The following is a 14066-nucleotide window of genomic DNA, read 5'->3' on the forward strand; positions in this document are numbered from 1 at the left end:
ACCGCCTCAGCCGACAGGGCAGACGATCTTCACCATGGACACCCGCCGCCGACCAGCGCGAGCACGGCAACTCGCCCGCACACCAGCCCACCTCACCTGCACGTTTCACGATGCACAGTGCTCAATGGAACTCACCCCGGAAGCGTGACAGTTCCGCAAACGGATCCTGCCGGACGACGTGATGCAGCAGACTCATCCCCACGGCCTTCGTGCTGAGCTTGTGTGTTCCTTGGTCGGATCACATGCTCGGCCGAAGGCCGCCTGTACATACCGCAGTTACCAGTCCGAGTGATCAAGTACGAGGCCCCGTTCGGACCCCGAGGTTAAAGATCAAGTTAGTGCGGCTGCACTCGGGAGCAGCTGAAGGAGTGCACGGGATCGGAGCATCATCGGGTACGACGGGGTCTGCGGGGACCGAGGGCCTGCCTTTGAGGAGGAGCTCGCTGCGGTTCCGAACGCCGGACGATGGAGACCGTCGTGGTCGACGTGGGCGCAGGGCGTTGGCGTTCCCGAGCAATGCCATCGCTGACGTCGTGGACGATCTGGATGAAGGAAGCGCGCAGGTCATCCGAGGCGAGGAGCGTATGGGCGCGTCTGCTGATGATCATGAGTGAAAAGCGGCAGAAGCTGTCGAAGTGCCGGGACAAGGTGGCACTGGAGGGTTAGAAGCTGTTGTCTTTCCGGGCTTGACGACGGCGTTTTCGCTGGTCGGGCATAGGGCCGGTGATCCTGTGGGAGTGATGGTCTGTCGTGTCGCCGCTGCTGTGGAGGTCATGGATGCCGTCGGTCGTGGGGCTGCTGGAACAGCGCGAGGTCGTCGCTCGCCGTCGCGTGGACGAGCTGCGGGAGGAGGCCGACCGCATCCAGGCTGAACTGGCCGTGGCCGAGCGGGACTGGAAGGAATGGGCCATCGCTCGCTCGCGGGTGGGCGAGGTGCTTGCCCCGGCAGAGGAGACGGGGAATGGCCACGACCAGGCCGACCGGACAGCACCGACCGCCGACGGACAGGCCGAGGAGGCCTCGTCAACGCCGGAAGCGGCAAGGGCGAAGTCGCAGGTGCCGGTGTGGCGTGAAGGGCTTGCGTGGTCGGCGTTGTCGGTGGACTACCAGCGCATCCTCACCGTGCTCGCGGACCGCGCCCGGCTCCATCAAGGGCCGCTGACCTGCCAGGAGATGGCCGCTTCGTTCGGCATGGACGTGGTGCCGGCGCGGGTGGAGGCGCTGAGGTCGAAGGCGAAACGCCTGGTCGCGCGCGGCTGGCTGGCCGAGCCTGCGCCGGGCCGATTCACGCCCGCCCGCGGCGTGAGCGGGCCAGGCGGCGGGTCATGACCATGGTCATCGACCAGTAGACCATCGCCTCGGCGCTGGCGGTGCGGCGCTCGAAGTCGCGCACCAGGCGGCGACTTCGCATCAGGTGGTGGAAGAGACGCTCGACGATCCACCGCTTGGGCAGCACCACGAAGCCGCGCATGTCGTCGCTGCGTTTGACGATCGCCAGGACCAGGGCGAACGTGGCCAGACAGTGCTCGACAAGGCTTCCGGTGTAGCCGCCGTCGGCCCAGACGAGGGCCAGGCGATGGTGTGCCCGGGCCACCCGCTCAAGCAGGGCCTGGGCAGCGGTGCGGTCGCCGACATCCGCGGCGGTGACCATCACGCCCAGCAGCAGGCCGAGGGTGTCGACCACGACGTGCCGCTTGCGGCCGTTGATGAGCTTGCCGCCGTCGAAGCCGCGGCTGTCCGCGCCGACGACGGCGTCCGCTTTGACGGACTGCGAGTCGATCACCCCGGCCGACGGCTGCGCGTCCCGCCCCAGCTCCTCGCGGACCCTCGCGCGCAACCGGTCGTGGAACTCCTTGACCAGGGCGTTGTCGCGCCAGCGGCGGAAGAATGCGTAGATGCGGTCCCATGGCGGGAAGTCGGCGGGCATCGCCCGCCACTTGATCCCGTTGTCCACGAGATACCGGATCGCATCGAGCACCGCGCGGTGGCAGTACCCCTCCGGCCGGCCGCCCCGCCCGCGCATCCAGCCCGGCACCGGCAGCAGCGGCCGGACCTCAGCCCACTCCGCGTCCGTCATGTCCGACGGGTACCGGCGCTGCCGCTCGGGCCAGTCAGCCGCGTTGCCGTACACGTGCGCGAGGCAATCACACGTTGGAGCGGGAGAGTTGGACTGCCCACCCATCGGCACGGAAGACTGCAGCACCGGGGCCTCCTCTTGCTCTATGGATTCGACACCCACGAGCTGTTCAGGAGGCCCCGTCTTCATGCTCCGGCCACGGCCGGATCACTCGACCGGGAACCCGCGTTCGACCGCCACCGCTCAAGATCGAAAAGACAACAGCTACTTACCTCGCTGAGGGGATGGACCAGACGTCGGCGAAGTTGCTGCCGTATCCTCCCCCGCGTGGGGACGACAGAAGTCGACTGGGCGTATGAGCTGGCTGGCGAGCTGCTGCGAGACAGCCTTCCGCGCAGATGGGCACACACGCAGGGTGTTGCCGCCTGTGCCCAGACGCTGGCACCGCTGGTCGGCGGCCACGTCGAGGTCCTGGAATCCGCGGCAGTGCTCCACGACATCGGCTATGCGCCCCGGCTTGTCGAGACTGGGTTCCATCCGCTGGACGGAGCCCGCTACCTGAGGAACGCACACGCGGCGGACGAGCGGGTCGTCAAGCTGGTGGCGAACCACACGTACGCCCTACTGGAAGCCGAGGAGCGCGGCCTGCGGGACGAGCTGGCCGACGAGTTCCCGATCCTGGATGATCCACTGCTCGTCGACGCGCTGGTCTACTGCGACATGACCACGACGCCGGACGGTCAGCGGACGACGCCCCAGGAGCGGCTGCAGGAGATCTTGGGTCGCTACGGCGAGGAGAGCGTGGTGGGACGCTTCATTCGACGTGCCGCGCCGCACATCCACGCGAGCGTGGATCGGGTGCGGGCGGCTGCGACCAGGGCCGGCGTCCAGCTGGGAGCGTAAGTCATTTCACCCGAGGTACGGATACGCCCCGGTGAGGTAGTGGCCGATCTGCTCGTGCATGCTCGGGTGAATGTCGAGCGTGTGCAGCTCGTCCGGGTGGACCCAGCGAACGGCGTCGGCCTCGTCGTTGACGGTGGGCTTGCCGCCGACGGGGCGGCCGATGTAGACGGCCTCGTACTGCTGCCGGATCTCGCCGTCGGTGTACTCGATGATGTGCTCCGGGTTGGAGTAGACGCCGAGGAAGCCGGTGACCTCCGCGACGATGCCGGTCTCCTCCTCGCACTCGCGGACGGCGCACTGCGCCGGAGTCTCCCCGATGTCCTGAGCCCCGCCGGGCAGCGCCCACTGGCCGGTGTCACGGCGCCGTTGGAGCAGGATGGCGCCTTCGTCGTCGACCACGAGCAGGTTGCTGGCGGGGATGAGGGTGTTGGCCTTGGGGGCCTTGGGGTCGTGGTAGTACTCGGTCCTGCCCACGGTGTTGCTACTCCTGCCTGTCGGGCGCCCAGGGGCGCGCGGATGCCCACACGGCCTCGAAGCTGTCGCTGTACCGCTGGAACCACTCCCCGCCGTCGGTGTTGCGGAGCTGGAGGAGCGGATTGGCGCTGGCTGGCTGGCCCCAGATGTGCGGGTTGACCATAAGGTGGTCGTCGTATCGGAAGATCGAGTTGTAGAGCGTCGTGTCGTGAAGGCGCACCTCGCAGCCTGGGTAGCCGACGAGGTCGCGGTAGTAGGTGAGGGACGCCTTGATCTTGGCCGCGAGCGTGTCTCCGATGCCCTCCTCCCTGCCCCTGACACGCACCGCCTCCCCGTCCGGATCACCGAAACACAGCCGGACGCGCACGCCCGCCTGCGCTCTTTCCTGGAGCATGCTCGCGATGTGCGGGTTCGTCTGCGCGAAGAAGGTGCCAGAGAACACAAGCACGTCAACCTGCTTCATGGCGCCCAGAAGCAGGGAGAGCCACACATCGCGTGGGACGCTCGCCCGGTTGGGGTAGGTGTCGACGAGCTCCGAGCGGGCCGCGCCGAGCCGCTGAGCCCCCTGGCCGCTCTCGGGCCACAGGTATGTCTCGTCGACCCGCAGCAGGTTCGCGACCGTCCAACGGTGCCGGCGTTGGGGGACTCGGCCACCGACCCACCGGCTGGCGGTCTTGGGGTCCACGGAGCAGGCTTCAGCCAACTCCTCCACCGACAACCCACGTTGCACGAGTGCGGAACGCAGTCGCTCATTCACTCAGGCAAGCCAACCGGACCGTGACAGCAGGCCGCAAGTGCGATGAGCCCGCTGGACGCGGTTGTGGCCGGAACTGTTCGTATGCCTACGCTGGACCGGTGCCACTGATCGTGCTCTGGGACATCGACCACACCCTCATCGAGAACTCCGGCGTGAGCAAGGAGATCTACGCCGCCGCGTTCGAAGGCGTCGCCGGCCGTACCGCTGACCATCCGGCCCGTACCGAGGGCCGGACCGACCGGCTGATCCTCGCAGGGATGTTCCGCGACCACGGGATGGAGTCCCCGGAGTGGGCGCTGATCCAGCCCGTCCTGGAGGCCGCCGGCGCGGCAAGGGAGGCTGATCTCGCGCGTCGTGGCCGGGCGCTTCCCGGTGCCCGCGAGGCGCTCGCCGCGGTTGCGGCCGAGCCCGGCATGATCTCCTCGGTCCTCACCGGGAACGTCCGGGCGAACGCCCGTGTCAAGCTCAGGGCCTTTGGGCTGGACGGTCTGATCGACATCGAGTGCGGAGCGTACGGAGCGGACGCGACGGACCGGGCGGACCTGGTCGACGTCGCCCGGTCCCGTGTGCGGGCGGCTTATGGCACCCCGCCCGACACGCCTGTGGTCCTCATCGGTGATACGCCGCGTGACGTCCAAGCCGCCCTCGACTCCGGCGCGCATGTGATCGGCGTGGCCTCTGGCGTCCACAGCGCGGACGAGCTGAGGGAAGCGGGAGCGAGCATCGTGCTCGTCGATCTCACGGACGTCGCCGCCTTGATGCGTCATCTACGGTCGTTGACTCACGCCGTCTGCTGAAAACGTCCCAGGACGTCCGTAAGAAGTCCCTGCGCGTGGTTCGCCGTCCTGCCGTGCGACGGCACGCTCTTGGGAGCCGTCGGCGGAGCGTCCCCCGCGCTCCGCCGACGTGCCATCCCTCTCCGGCCTCATGGATGGAGCACGCGCGTGACAGCTTTACTCGGCGGACAGGCGGGCGCGGCGTCCACACTCGCGGACGTGGAGCGGCTCGCACGGCGGTACGGGGTGCCGGTCGAAGACGCCCTGCTCATCTCGATCAACCTCCACGGAATCGACGGGGAAGCACCGCGTCACCGCGCCCGCTTGCAGGTGCGACTGGACAGCGCGCGGTCCGCGCCCTGGCAGCTCATCGTCCCGCTGAACGCGGCGGAGTCTCCCTTCCGGCTGGTGGACGATGGGCAACTGCTGCTGGGGGGCGCTGCGGTCGGCACGGTGGAGCGAATCGACGCCGATGAGGCGGTCGGTGGCTACTTCCGTGACGGCGGCACCGCCTTGACGCTCAACCCGAATGCCCGTAGCCGCTGCGTGGGTTGCGCCTTCTGCCCCAACACCCTTGAGGCTGCGGCGGACCCTCGGCTGTCGGAAGAGCGGGATCTCCGGGAGCTTCTCGCCGCGCTGCGCGAGCAGCATCCCAGGCGGGATCTTACGGAAGTCCGAGAGGTCACCGTCTCCACCGGATGCTTCGAACGGGAGCCCGCGGCGGTCGACCACATGCGTGCCCTCCGCTCGGTTCTGGCCGAGTCGGGCATCGAAGCCAGGCTCGGCTTCCTCACCTCGGTGCTTCACTCCAGGCAGGCGTTCGACGAGCTTGCCGACATCGGCCCCTTCGTGCTCCGGCTTACCGCTGAATGCTTCACGCGACGGGACCTCCTGTTGAAGGCCAGCAAGGCGGTGCTGACGACCGCCTCGATGCCGGAAGTGCTGAGGCGGGCGGTCGCCGCCGGCCACGGGACGTCGTTCACGTACATCGCGGGCCTGGACGACCTCGAATCACTGCGCACCGGCGTAGAGGCCCTCGCGCCGTACGTGACCGAGTTCCCGAACTTCCAGGTCTACCAGGCCCACAACGGCATCATGGCCGGCCTGCGCGCCTCCGGAGCCCATGAGCTTGAGTACTACCTCCGCGCCCGCGCCGAGATAGAGAAGATCATGGAGCCTTCCGGGCTGCGGCCTGCGGCGTGGGAGTGCTATCGCCCCCTGTGGTACTTCACCTTCGCTGACGAGACACTGGTCGGCGCGTGATGGAGAACGATGCCGTTCGGGCCGAGGCTCTGTGGAGAGCCATCTGCTACGCCTCGGTGTGCCAACTCCACCTACGGGACAACGTCCTGCTCAGCCGGCCGCTGACCGCCGAAGATGTGAAGGAGCGTCCATCCGGCCACTGGGGGACCGTGCCGGGCACCGCCTTTGCCTTGACCCACCTCGCCCTTGCCGCCGGAGCTCTTGACGGGGAAGCCGGCCTCGTGCCGCTGCTCGGAGCCGGTCATGCCGGCGTGGTCCAGCTCTCGGCGTCATGGGTGACAGGCGAGTTGGGCAAGCTGCGCCCGGAATTCGGACCGGACGCCGACGGCCTGCGGCGGCTCTCCCGGGCTTTCCCTGACGTGGAAGGGCTGGGAGCCGAAGTCACCCCGGCGCTTCCGGCCGGTGCCTTTCTCGGTGGCCGACTCGGTGGCTGCCTGCCCTTCGCGCAGGGGGTCGCGCTTGACGCTCCCGGCAGGGTCGTCGTGCCTGTGATTGGTGATGGCGAGTGCGAGACCCCGACGACAGCAGCGGCCTGGCTCGCCCACGGAGATCTCACCGGTGCCGCAGTACTTCCCGTGGTGCATGTGAACGGCTTCCGCATGGGCGGTCCGTCGCTGCTCGGGCGACTGGACGACGTCCGGCTCCGGGCGTACTTCGCCGGTATCGGATGGCGGGCCGTGATCGTCCACGTCACCGCCGGATCGCAGGCGGAGCACGCAGCTTTCCACGCAGCCCTATGGGACGCCCTGGAGGCCGCTGTCGGGTGCCGACCCACGGCACTGGTCCTGCGCTGCGTCAAGGGATGGACCGGCCCTGTCGCCCTCGGCGGCCAGACGCTTATCGGTACGGCCGCTCTGCACAAAACACCTCTCACAAACCCGCGCGCCGACGCGGAACAGCTGTCGCAGCTCGACGACTGGCTTGCCTCCTACCGGCCTTCCCAGCTGTTCGACACGCGGGGACGAACCCGAGGGCCCCTGGCGGAAGCAGTTGCCCAGGTCCGCTGGTGCGCCCTGCCCCGCGGGCGATCAGCCACCCCGGACGCCCCGCGAGTACCCAAGGCTGCCTCGTTCACGAGCGCGGTCACTGGGACAGTCCGGCGGCACGCAGAACGAGGGGACTTCCTTCTCCTCAGCCCCGACGAACTGGCCTCCAACCGGCTTGCTGACCTCGCACGTGAGCGATGGGCTCACGAGCTGCTGGCGGAGGAGGTGCTGCTGGAGTGGCTCGCCGGCTGGACCGCCAGCGGGCGACGGGGCCTGCTCGTGTCGTACGAGAGCTTCGCCCCTCTGCTCACCAGCGGCTTGGTGGCTCACATCAAGCAGCGACGCCTCGACGGCGCGAAGGGCCTGCCCAGCCTCAACCTCCTCCTGACTTCCTACGGCTGGCACAACGTCCACACCCACGGTGACCCGTCCCTCGCCACTGCCCTGTTGGCCCTCGGTGCACCCGGAGTCCGGGTGCTGACGCCGGCGGACCCGACTCGTACGGCGGCTGTCCTGGATGAGGCGCTCGACTCGATGGACCGCGTCAACTTGATCATCACCGGCAAGCACAACCGTACGCTCCACCCGGAAGATCCGCTGGACGAGGAGCGGAGCCGTGGTCTCGCGGTGTGGTCGCACCTCAGCGACCATGACGAGCCCGACCTGACGATCGTGACAGCGGGAGACATCCCCGCTGCCGTAGCCACGGAAGCCGTCGGCCGTATTCGCGACCGTCACCGGTGCCGGGTCCGCGTCGTCAACCTGCTGGACCTCACGGTTCTGGGTGCCCCGAGCACCTGGCCGCGGGGGCTGAAGGGTTGCGAGGTCGAGCACTATCTCGGCTCCCACGCTTCCGTTCTCTTCCTCACCCTGGGCCACCCCGCGGCTGTATGGGGGCTGCTGGCGGGGAGGCTCCGCCGCCCCGTCGACGTCATCGGCTGGCAGGAGCCCGCCGGCCCGATGCCGCAGCGCGATCTCTCCCGCACCATGGGCATGGACGTGCCCGGAGTCGAGCGGGCTGCCGACCTCCTCCTGGCATCTCGCGAGGTGGCCCGATGACCTCGTGGAGCATCCAGGACCTCCACGTGGTCCAGACGAGGCAGCCGACGGCAGCCGGGGACGACTCCTTCTTCGTCGCGGTCCGCGCTGGGCACACGCTCGGTTGGTACGGCCCGGTCGGCGAACGCGTGGGACGCTACGTGAACGACGTACTGGCCCCTGAGACGAAGGACGCCCTGGTCACTGACCACGCCGGCTTGCTGGACCATCTGCGGGCCGCGGCTCGCAGGCGTCCTAGTGAGGTCGCCTCGTGGGCGGTCGGCACGGTCGACTGCGCTGTCTGGGACCTCCACGGCCGACTCGCCGAGCGCACCGTGGCCGAACTCCTCACCACCACGGCCCCCCGGCCGCTGATCCCGGCGTACGCCTCCTGGCTCACCCAGGATCTCAGCAGCATCAACAGCCCGAACGTACTGGCTGGCGTCATGGCCGGCGGCTGGAGTTTCACCAAGTGGGGGCTTCGGCGGAATCCGTCCGACCGATCAGGGGAAGCGGCGGCCCGCATGGCCCAGGCGGTCGAGCGCTGCTCTCACGCTCTCGACGCGCCGCTCGCCGTCGACGCGGTCGGCACCTGGACACCGGCCGTGGCCCTGGCTTTCGCGCAGGTAGCCGATCCCTCCTGCCTTCGGTGGCTGGAGGACCCGCTTCCGCGGCACGACGCGGACACCTACGAGCTGCTGGCGGCCACCCCGCTGCCCTTGGCAGTGGGCGAACGCGCGCACTGCGACGAGGACCCCGTCGGCCTGATCCAGTACATACGGCCCACTGCCCTGACCCTCGACGCCGTCGGATGCGGCGGACTGACCCGAGCAGCACAGATCATCCCAGTCGCTCAAGCCCAGGGCGTCCCCGTGTATCCGCACGGCCGCTCGCTCCTGCCCGGCCTCCACCTCGCCGCCGCCTTCCCCGACGCCGTTCCGGCCGTCGAGTACCGGCTGCGTTGGGAGCCCGGACGCCAGCGTCTCTACGAGATGCCGCTCCGCCCCGAAAACGGCCACATCCGCCTGCCGGACGCCCCTGGTCTCGGCACGACGCCAAGGAGCACAGCATGCCCAGCGCCCCACTAAACGTTCCCGTCGAGGGCACGGTCACTCGCAGCCCTGAAGGGCCCCTGCTCCGCCTGACGCGGCGGCTTGACGGCCACGACACCTTCCTCACCGGGAGCCTGGACATCGCGGACTCGTCCATCCCCGTACGCATCCTGACCCTGGACGACGTCACGGTCCTGCGGCCCACGAGCGAGTTCCCCGCGCCGGCCGACGGCGAGCACTGGCACGGTCGACTCCACCTGCCGCACGGACTGCGCCCGCGCAGCGTCCCACCGGACCTCAACGCCGCCGCTGACCAGGCAGGAAGATCACTCGACGCGCTCGATGAGGCGGAGCTGCGGTACGCCCTCACGTTCCTGTCGGAAGCCACCACCCCGGACATCCGGCAGGCCCGAATCGACGCCGTCGTCTCCGCGCTCCCGTCCACCGCGGGGAGGACACAGTGACGACACGACCCGAACTGCTGGTCTCGGTAGACGTCGGGGGCACCCTGGGCATGGCCGACGGCCCCGGCCTGACGATGCGGCTGGTCGAAGCGTCACCGCTCCCCCCGGCCCGTACCCGCGAGATCCTTCGTTCCAGCCTCCACACCCGACCGGCCCTGACCGACTCCCTGGTACACGAGGTCTGCGACGCCATCCAGGTGCCGACGGAGACGTTCCCCCGCGATGTGCCGCCAGCCCCGTTCAGCCTCTACCCCGGCACGACCGAGGCCCTGCGCCAGATCAGCTCTGTAGCCACCGTCGTCACTCTCTCCAACGTGACCTGCGTCGACGCCGACACCGACGGAATGCGCACGCTCCTCTCCCCCTGGGTGAGCGACTTCTTTCCGTCCTGCCGCATCGGCCACACCAAGCCCGACCGCCGGGCCTTCCAAGCCGTGACCGGCCACTTCCACACAGACCCAAGTGGCCTGATCCACGTCGGTGACGACTGGACGTGCGACATCGTGGGTGCCGTCGAAGCAGGGGCGCGCGCCATATGGATCTCGCGCGGAAGGCAGGTCCCCGACGAGTCCCTGCTCGTTGACCACGGTGTGCTCGTCGCCGACGACTTGGCGGCAGCCGCCGCCCACATCCAGCACCTCGCACCACGGAGCGCCACATGAGCCTCTTCACCGGAACCGCCAGCTACTACCGCCAGTTCCGCCCCGGCATCCCCGAAGACGTCGCAGCGGCCCTGGACCAGGCCGCCCCCGCCCGGACCGACGGTCCGCGACGCCTGCTCGACGTCGGCACCGGCACCGGGCTGGTCGCCGAGGCGTTGCTCGATCACTTCGACGACATCATCGCCATCGACAACGACGCCGACATGCTCGCCGCGGCGGAGTCGGCACTGCGCCCGAAGCTCCCCGACGGCACGCGGTTGTCGCTCGTCGAGAGCACCGCCGAAGACTTCGTGCCGCCCTCCGACTGGAAGGCCGACCTGGTCACCATCTGCCGCGCGTTCCACTGGCTCGACCAGGCGGCCGTGCTGGCGCGACTGGACGACCAGGTCGCGCCTGACGGTGTCGTCGCCATCTTCGGCGACAGCAGCTTCTGGACCGCCACCAGCCCCTGGAAGGAAGCCGTCCGAGACGTCATCAAGACGTTCCTCGGCGAGGAACGGCGGGCCGGCTCCGGCACCTTCCAACACCACAACCGCCCCTACAGCGAAATCATGGAGGAGTCGCCCTTCGACCAGGTCGAGGAGGCCCGGATCCCCGTCCACCGAACCTGGACCACCGAGAGCATCCTCGGCTACCTCTACTCCACCTCCTTCGCCGCACCCCACCTCTTCGGCGACCGGCTGCCGGAATTCGAGACCGCGGTCAAGGAGCGGCTCGCAGACTTCAGCGAGGGCGACACCTTCCCGGAGGAGAACGAGTTCCTGATCCGCTTCGGGCGGCGGAGCAGGAGGTGACCAGCCGGAGCACCAGACAGGCGTTCGCCGCGCTCACCGCCCCTCGTGTGGCGGCCGAGCTCGGCGAACGGTCCGTCCTCTGCCTGCCGCTCGGGTCAGTCGAACAGCACGGCCCGCACCTGCCGTTGGACACCGACACCGTCATCGCCGAGCAATTCGCGCACCGTCTGGCCGCGCACTCAGCGGACCGGCACGACCTGTGGGTCGGGCCGGCCATCCCCTACGGCCTCTCACCCGAACACGCCGGCGCGCCGGGGACCATCACGCTGGACCTCCACCTGTACGCGACGCTGATCACCACGCTCGTGGCCGAGTACATCCGCTCCACGGGGGTCGGCTCCGTGCTCCTCGTCAATGGCCACGGCGGCAACCGCGGCGCGCTGGAGGCGGTCGTCCACCAGCTCCGCCACTCCCACGGCGTCACCACCTGCGTGTTGCACCCGGCCGCACTCGCCGCCGGCCGCGTCCCGATCGGCAGCGAGTTGCCTGAGGTGCATGCCGGAGTGCTGGAGACCGCCCTCATGCTCGCCCTTGACCCGGACCGGGTCCGGCTGGACCTCCTGCCGAGCGAGGCGTTCCCCGACCCTGGCCGGCGCCGATCGATCGGCCGCCTCGTACTCGATCGCGGCGTGACGTGGCCCTGGTCCTCCGACGACCCCGAGCTCGCCGCCGATGGTGTCATCGGCGGTGATCCGCGCAACGCCACCCCGGAGCTGGGTCACAAGCTTCTCGCCGCAGCGCTCGACGCGAGCACGCACGTCCTCGACCGCATCGACAGAGCCACGTCCCGTGGCCCGTCGCAGACCTTACGGAGGCACCATGCCCCTCACGCCTGAGGAGAAGGCCACCTTCAAGCGGGATGGCGTCCTCATACGCCGCGCACTGGTCTCCCCCGCACTCGTCCAACGCGCCACCTCGCTGGTCGGGAGCTGGTACCGCGGTCTGAAGCCCAGCGACGTCCCGGCCTACAGCCAGCGCACCTTCGCCCCTGAACTCGGAAGCCACCCCGACATCCTCGCCCTGTACGAGGAGACGGACGCGGCCGAACTCGCCACCGGCCTCCTCGGAGACACCCTCCCCGTCACCACGGCCCAGATCCAGATCCGCGTACCCGAGTCGGAATTCCCCGGCGTGCAACCCGAGAAGGCGATGCACGTGGACGGGGTCTCCTGCCCTCACCTCGACCCGCGAGAACTGCGCACTTTCTCGCTCCTCGTCGGCGTCGTCCTGTCCGACGTGAGCAACGCGCAGGACGGGGCGCTGCACTACCAGCCGGGCGGTCACCACACCATGGCGGACTGGTTCCGGACCCAGTGGACGCTCGGTATGACGGAGCAGGTGCCTCCAGAGGTCGACCAGGAGCGGGGTGTCCCTCTGCTCGGTGCCCCCGGCGACGTCCTGCTCATGCACCACCTCGTCCCGCATTCGGTGGGCCGGAACCTCACCCCGTTCCCCAGGGTGATGGCCTACTTCCGCGTTTCCCACCCGGACCACGCCGGCCGCCGCCTCGAAGCTCTGCGTGACCCGTGGCTCGACTATCCGCCGCTCGCCGCGACCCCTCAGCCCGCAGCCGAAAAGGAGTAGCCCATGCGTCTCATCGGACCCGACAACCTCGACGCCGCGGTACAGGCGATTGAGGCCGGAGGACTCGTCGTCGTCCCGACCCGGCGCTGGTACATGGTCTGCGCCGACGCGAGCAACGCGCGGGCATGCGACGACATCATCACGGGCAAGCGCCGCCCGAGCGGCAAGCCACTCGCCTATGTGGCCACCTCCACCGCATCCTGTGATGAACGCTTCATCCTCAGCCCGGACGCCAGGCGCCTCGCGACGGCCTTCTGGCCCGGTGATCTCGCACTGCTGCTGCCGTGGAAGAACACCGAAGACGCCGCCCAACATGCGGCAGTCGGATCTCCCGCCCTGGTCACGATCGCCCCGGACATCCTCGGGGACCTCGCGTCGGCGGTGAAAGTCCCTCTCGCGGCGACCACAGCGAACATCTCCGGAGACGCCGGCCCGAACGATCCCGGGCCGGCCATCACCATCGACCAGGTCCACGCCTTCCTGGCCGCCTCGGGCCTGGAACCCGACGTCATCATCGACGGTGGGGTCTGCCCGGCGGCGAACCACATGACCATCGTCGACTGCTTCACCCCGGAGGCCCGGCTCGTGCGTACGGGCCTCGTCCACCAGCGGGCCATCTCGGCGGCGCTCGGCACAGAGATCCGGACCGCCTGACGACTTCGCCTCCTCCTGCCAAGCAGACAGGAGCGGACAACCGGAGCGAACATGATGCCTACCACTGGAGGGCAACCCGCTCTTGACATGCGCCCGGCAAGAGATGACGACGCGCTGCGGCTGGTCCTCGAAGACGCTTCTATGGGGCGCTGGGAAGGCCCCCGAGACCTGCTGACCAGTACCGGTGCCGACTGGGACCGCCGGCTCTTCCGCCTCCAGGTGCTCGCCGAAGCGGGAGCTCGCCTGCGTTTCGCCGACACCTGGGCGAAGGCGGAACCGCGCTCGCCGCACGCCCTGGCCCTGCTCGCGAACGTTCAGGCCCTCCGCGCGATGATCGCCGGGCAGAGCGGCGGTCGGTCACTGATGGAGGAAGCGTGGGCCACCTGCCGCACTGCACTGGGAGTGTGGCCGGATGATGTGGCGCCCCTGTTGGTGATGCTGGCGTTGCTGCGGACTGTCAACGGCCATGTAGTGCTCCCCGTAGGCGGCCAGTAGTTCTCCCTGCTGGCGGCCGGTTAGAGGTCCCCGCTGGCGGCCAGATGTCTCCCCGCCAGAGGTTGGTGTGGATCAGCTGAAGGGCTT

General features: G+C 69.1%; 16 protein-coding genes. 13 read left to right on the forward strand and 3 right to left on the reverse strand.

The window, feature by feature from the left end; genetic code table 11:
• The first annotated feature begins 777 nt into the window (after positions 1–777).
• Positions 778–1329, forward strand: coding sequence for a hypothetical protein (locus tag MTQ10_RS19050; RefSeq protein WP_167998795.1), 552 nt, complete (start codon positions 778–780; stop codon positions 1327–1329).
• On the opposite strand, the gene MTQ10_RS19055 is transcribed toward MTQ10_RS19050, so the two are convergent.
• A complete protein-coding gene (locus tag MTQ10_RS19055) occupies positions 1286–2077 on the reverse strand; it encodes an IS5 family transposase (RefSeq protein WP_247469666.1) in 792 nt (263 codons plus the stop codon). The genes MTQ10_RS19050 and MTQ10_RS19055 overlap by 44 nt on opposite strands.
• 327 nt (positions 2078–2404) lie before the next feature.
• On the opposite strand from MTQ10_RS19055, the gene MTQ10_RS19060 reads away from it, so the two are divergent.
• Positions 2405–2980: an HD domain-containing protein gene (locus MTQ10_RS19060; protein WP_247469667.1), complete on the forward strand. Its 576-nt coding sequence runs from the start codon at positions 2405–2407 to the stop codon at positions 2978–2980.
• Positions 2981–2986: 6 nt separating this feature from the next.
• Here the strand turns inward: MTQ10_RS19060 and MTQ10_RS19065 are convergent, their stop codons facing one another.
• A complete protein-coding gene (locus MTQ10_RS19065) occupies positions 2987–3454 on the reverse strand; it encodes an NUDIX hydrolase (RefSeq protein ID WP_247469668.1) in 468 nt (155 codons plus the stop codon).
• Between the two features lie 7 nt (positions 3455–3461).
• Positions 3462–4211: a helix-turn-helix domain-containing protein gene (locus tag MTQ10_RS19070; RefSeq protein ID WP_247469670.1), complete on the reverse strand. Its 750-nt coding sequence runs from the start codon at positions 4209–4211 to the stop codon at positions 3462–3464.
• A gap of 98 nt (positions 4212–4309) precedes the next feature.
• Between MTQ10_RS19070 and MTQ10_RS19075 the strand changes: the two genes are divergently transcribed.
• From MTQ10_RS19075 to MTQ10_RS19125, 11 genes are all read left to right on the forward strand, one after another.
• Entirely contained in the window at positions 4310–5008 is a 699-nt protein-coding gene (locus MTQ10_RS19075) for an HAD family hydrolase (protein WP_247469671.1), read from the forward strand.
• Positions 5009–5155: 147 nt separating this feature from the next.
• Entirely contained in the window at positions 5156–6250 is a 1095-nt protein-coding gene (locus MTQ10_RS19080; protein WP_247469672.1) for a hypothetical protein, read from the forward strand.
• Positions 6250–8295, forward strand: a complete 2046-nt coding sequence (locus tag MTQ10_RS19085) for a hypothetical protein (RefSeq protein ID WP_247469681.1) — start codon at positions 6250–6252, stop codon at positions 8293–8295. Before MTQ10_RS19080 ends, MTQ10_RS19085 begins: the two co-directional genes overlap by 1 nt.
• Positions 8292–9362 carry an enolase C-terminal domain-like protein gene (locus MTQ10_RS19090; RefSeq protein ID WP_247469673.1) on the forward strand — a complete coding sequence of 357 codons (1071 nt, stop codon included), beginning with the start codon at positions 8292–8294 and terminating at the stop codon, positions 9360–9362. Before MTQ10_RS19085 ends, MTQ10_RS19090 begins: the two co-directional genes overlap by 4 nt.
• Positions 9344–9790 carry a hypothetical protein gene (locus MTQ10_RS19095; RefSeq protein WP_247469674.1) on the forward strand — a complete coding sequence of 149 codons (447 nt, stop codon included), beginning with the start codon at positions 9344–9346 and terminating at the stop codon, positions 9788–9790. The genes MTQ10_RS19090 and MTQ10_RS19095 overlap by 19 nt, the downstream gene beginning before the upstream one ends.
• On the forward strand, positions 9787–10452 hold the full coding sequence (locus tag MTQ10_RS31490) for an HAD family hydrolase (RefSeq protein WP_247469675.1): 666 nt from the start codon (positions 9787–9789) through the stop codon (positions 10450–10452). Before MTQ10_RS19095 ends, MTQ10_RS31490 begins: the two co-directional genes overlap by 4 nt.
• Entirely contained in the window at positions 10449–11246 is a 798-nt protein-coding gene (locus tag MTQ10_RS19105) for a class I SAM-dependent methyltransferase (protein ID WP_247469676.1), read from the forward strand. Before MTQ10_RS31490 ends, MTQ10_RS19105 begins: the two co-directional genes overlap by 4 nt.
• On the forward strand, positions 11243–12082 hold the full coding sequence (locus tag MTQ10_RS19110; RefSeq protein WP_247469677.1) for a creatininase family protein: 840 nt from the start codon (positions 11243–11245) through the stop codon (positions 12080–12082). Before MTQ10_RS19105 ends, MTQ10_RS19110 begins: the two co-directional genes overlap by 4 nt.
• Complete coding sequence (locus MTQ10_RS19115) at positions 12066–12830, forward strand: phytanoyl-CoA dioxygenase family protein (RefSeq protein WP_247469678.1); 765 nt, start codon at positions 12066–12068, stop codon at positions 12828–12830. Before MTQ10_RS19110 ends, MTQ10_RS19115 begins: the two co-directional genes overlap by 17 nt.
• A 3-nt stretch (positions 12831–12833) precedes the next feature.
• Positions 12834–13484 carry an L-threonylcarbamoyladenylate synthase gene (locus MTQ10_RS19120; RefSeq protein ID WP_247469679.1) on the forward strand — a complete coding sequence of 217 codons (651 nt, stop codon included), beginning with the start codon at positions 12834–12836 and terminating at the stop codon, positions 13482–13484.
• Positions 13485–13571: 87 nt separating this feature from the next.
• Complete coding sequence (locus MTQ10_RS19125) at positions 13572–13979, forward strand: hypothetical protein (RefSeq protein ID WP_247469680.1); 408 nt, start codon at positions 13572–13574, stop codon at positions 13977–13979.
• Positions 13980–14066: the final 87 nt, after the last annotated feature.

This window comes from Streptomyces sp. XM83C (assembly GCF_023072675.1).
Lineage (GTDB): Bacteria > Actinomycetota > Actinomycetes > Streptomycetales > Streptomycetaceae > Streptomyces > Streptomyces thermocoprophilus.

What these genes read in the sequence shown, in the direction of transcription:
- MTQ10_RS19105 (WP_247469676.1), top strand. Translation starts at nt 10,449, where the DNA reads ATGAGCCTCTTCACCGGAACCGCCAGCTACTACCGCCAGTTCCGCCCC.
- MTQ10_RS19125 (WP_247469680.1), top strand. Translation starts at nt 13,572, where the DNA reads ATGCGCCCGGCAAGAGATGACGACGCGCTGCGGCTGGTCCTCGAAGAC.
- MTQ10_RS19085 (WP_247469681.1), top strand. Translation starts at nt 6,250, where the DNA reads ATGGAGAACGATGCCGTTCGGGCCGAGGCTCTGTGGAGAGCCATCTGC.
- MTQ10_RS19055 (WP_247469666.1), bottom strand. Translation starts at nt 2,077, where the DNA reads ATGACGGACGCGGAGTGGGCTGAGGTCCGGCCGCTGCTGCCGGTGCCG.
- MTQ10_RS19050 (WP_167998795.1), top strand. Translation starts at nt 778, where the DNA reads ATGCCGTCGGTCGTGGGGCTGCTGGAACAGCGCGAGGTCGTCGCTCGC.
- MTQ10_RS19115 (WP_247469678.1), top strand. Translation starts at nt 12,066, where the DNA reads ATGCCCCTCACGCCTGAGGAGAAGGCCACCTTCAAGCGGGATGGCGTC.
- MTQ10_RS19090 (WP_247469673.1), top strand. Translation starts at nt 8,292, where the DNA reads ATGACCTCGTGGAGCATCCAGGACCTCCACGTGGTCCAGACGAGGCAG.
- MTQ10_RS19120 (WP_247469679.1), top strand. Translation starts at nt 12,834, where the DNA reads ATGCGTCTCATCGGACCCGACAACCTCGACGCCGCGGTACAGGCGATT.
- MTQ10_RS19095 (WP_247469674.1), top strand. Translation starts at nt 9,344, where the DNA reads ATGCCCAGCGCCCCACTAAACGTTCCCGTCGAGGGCACGGTCACTCGC.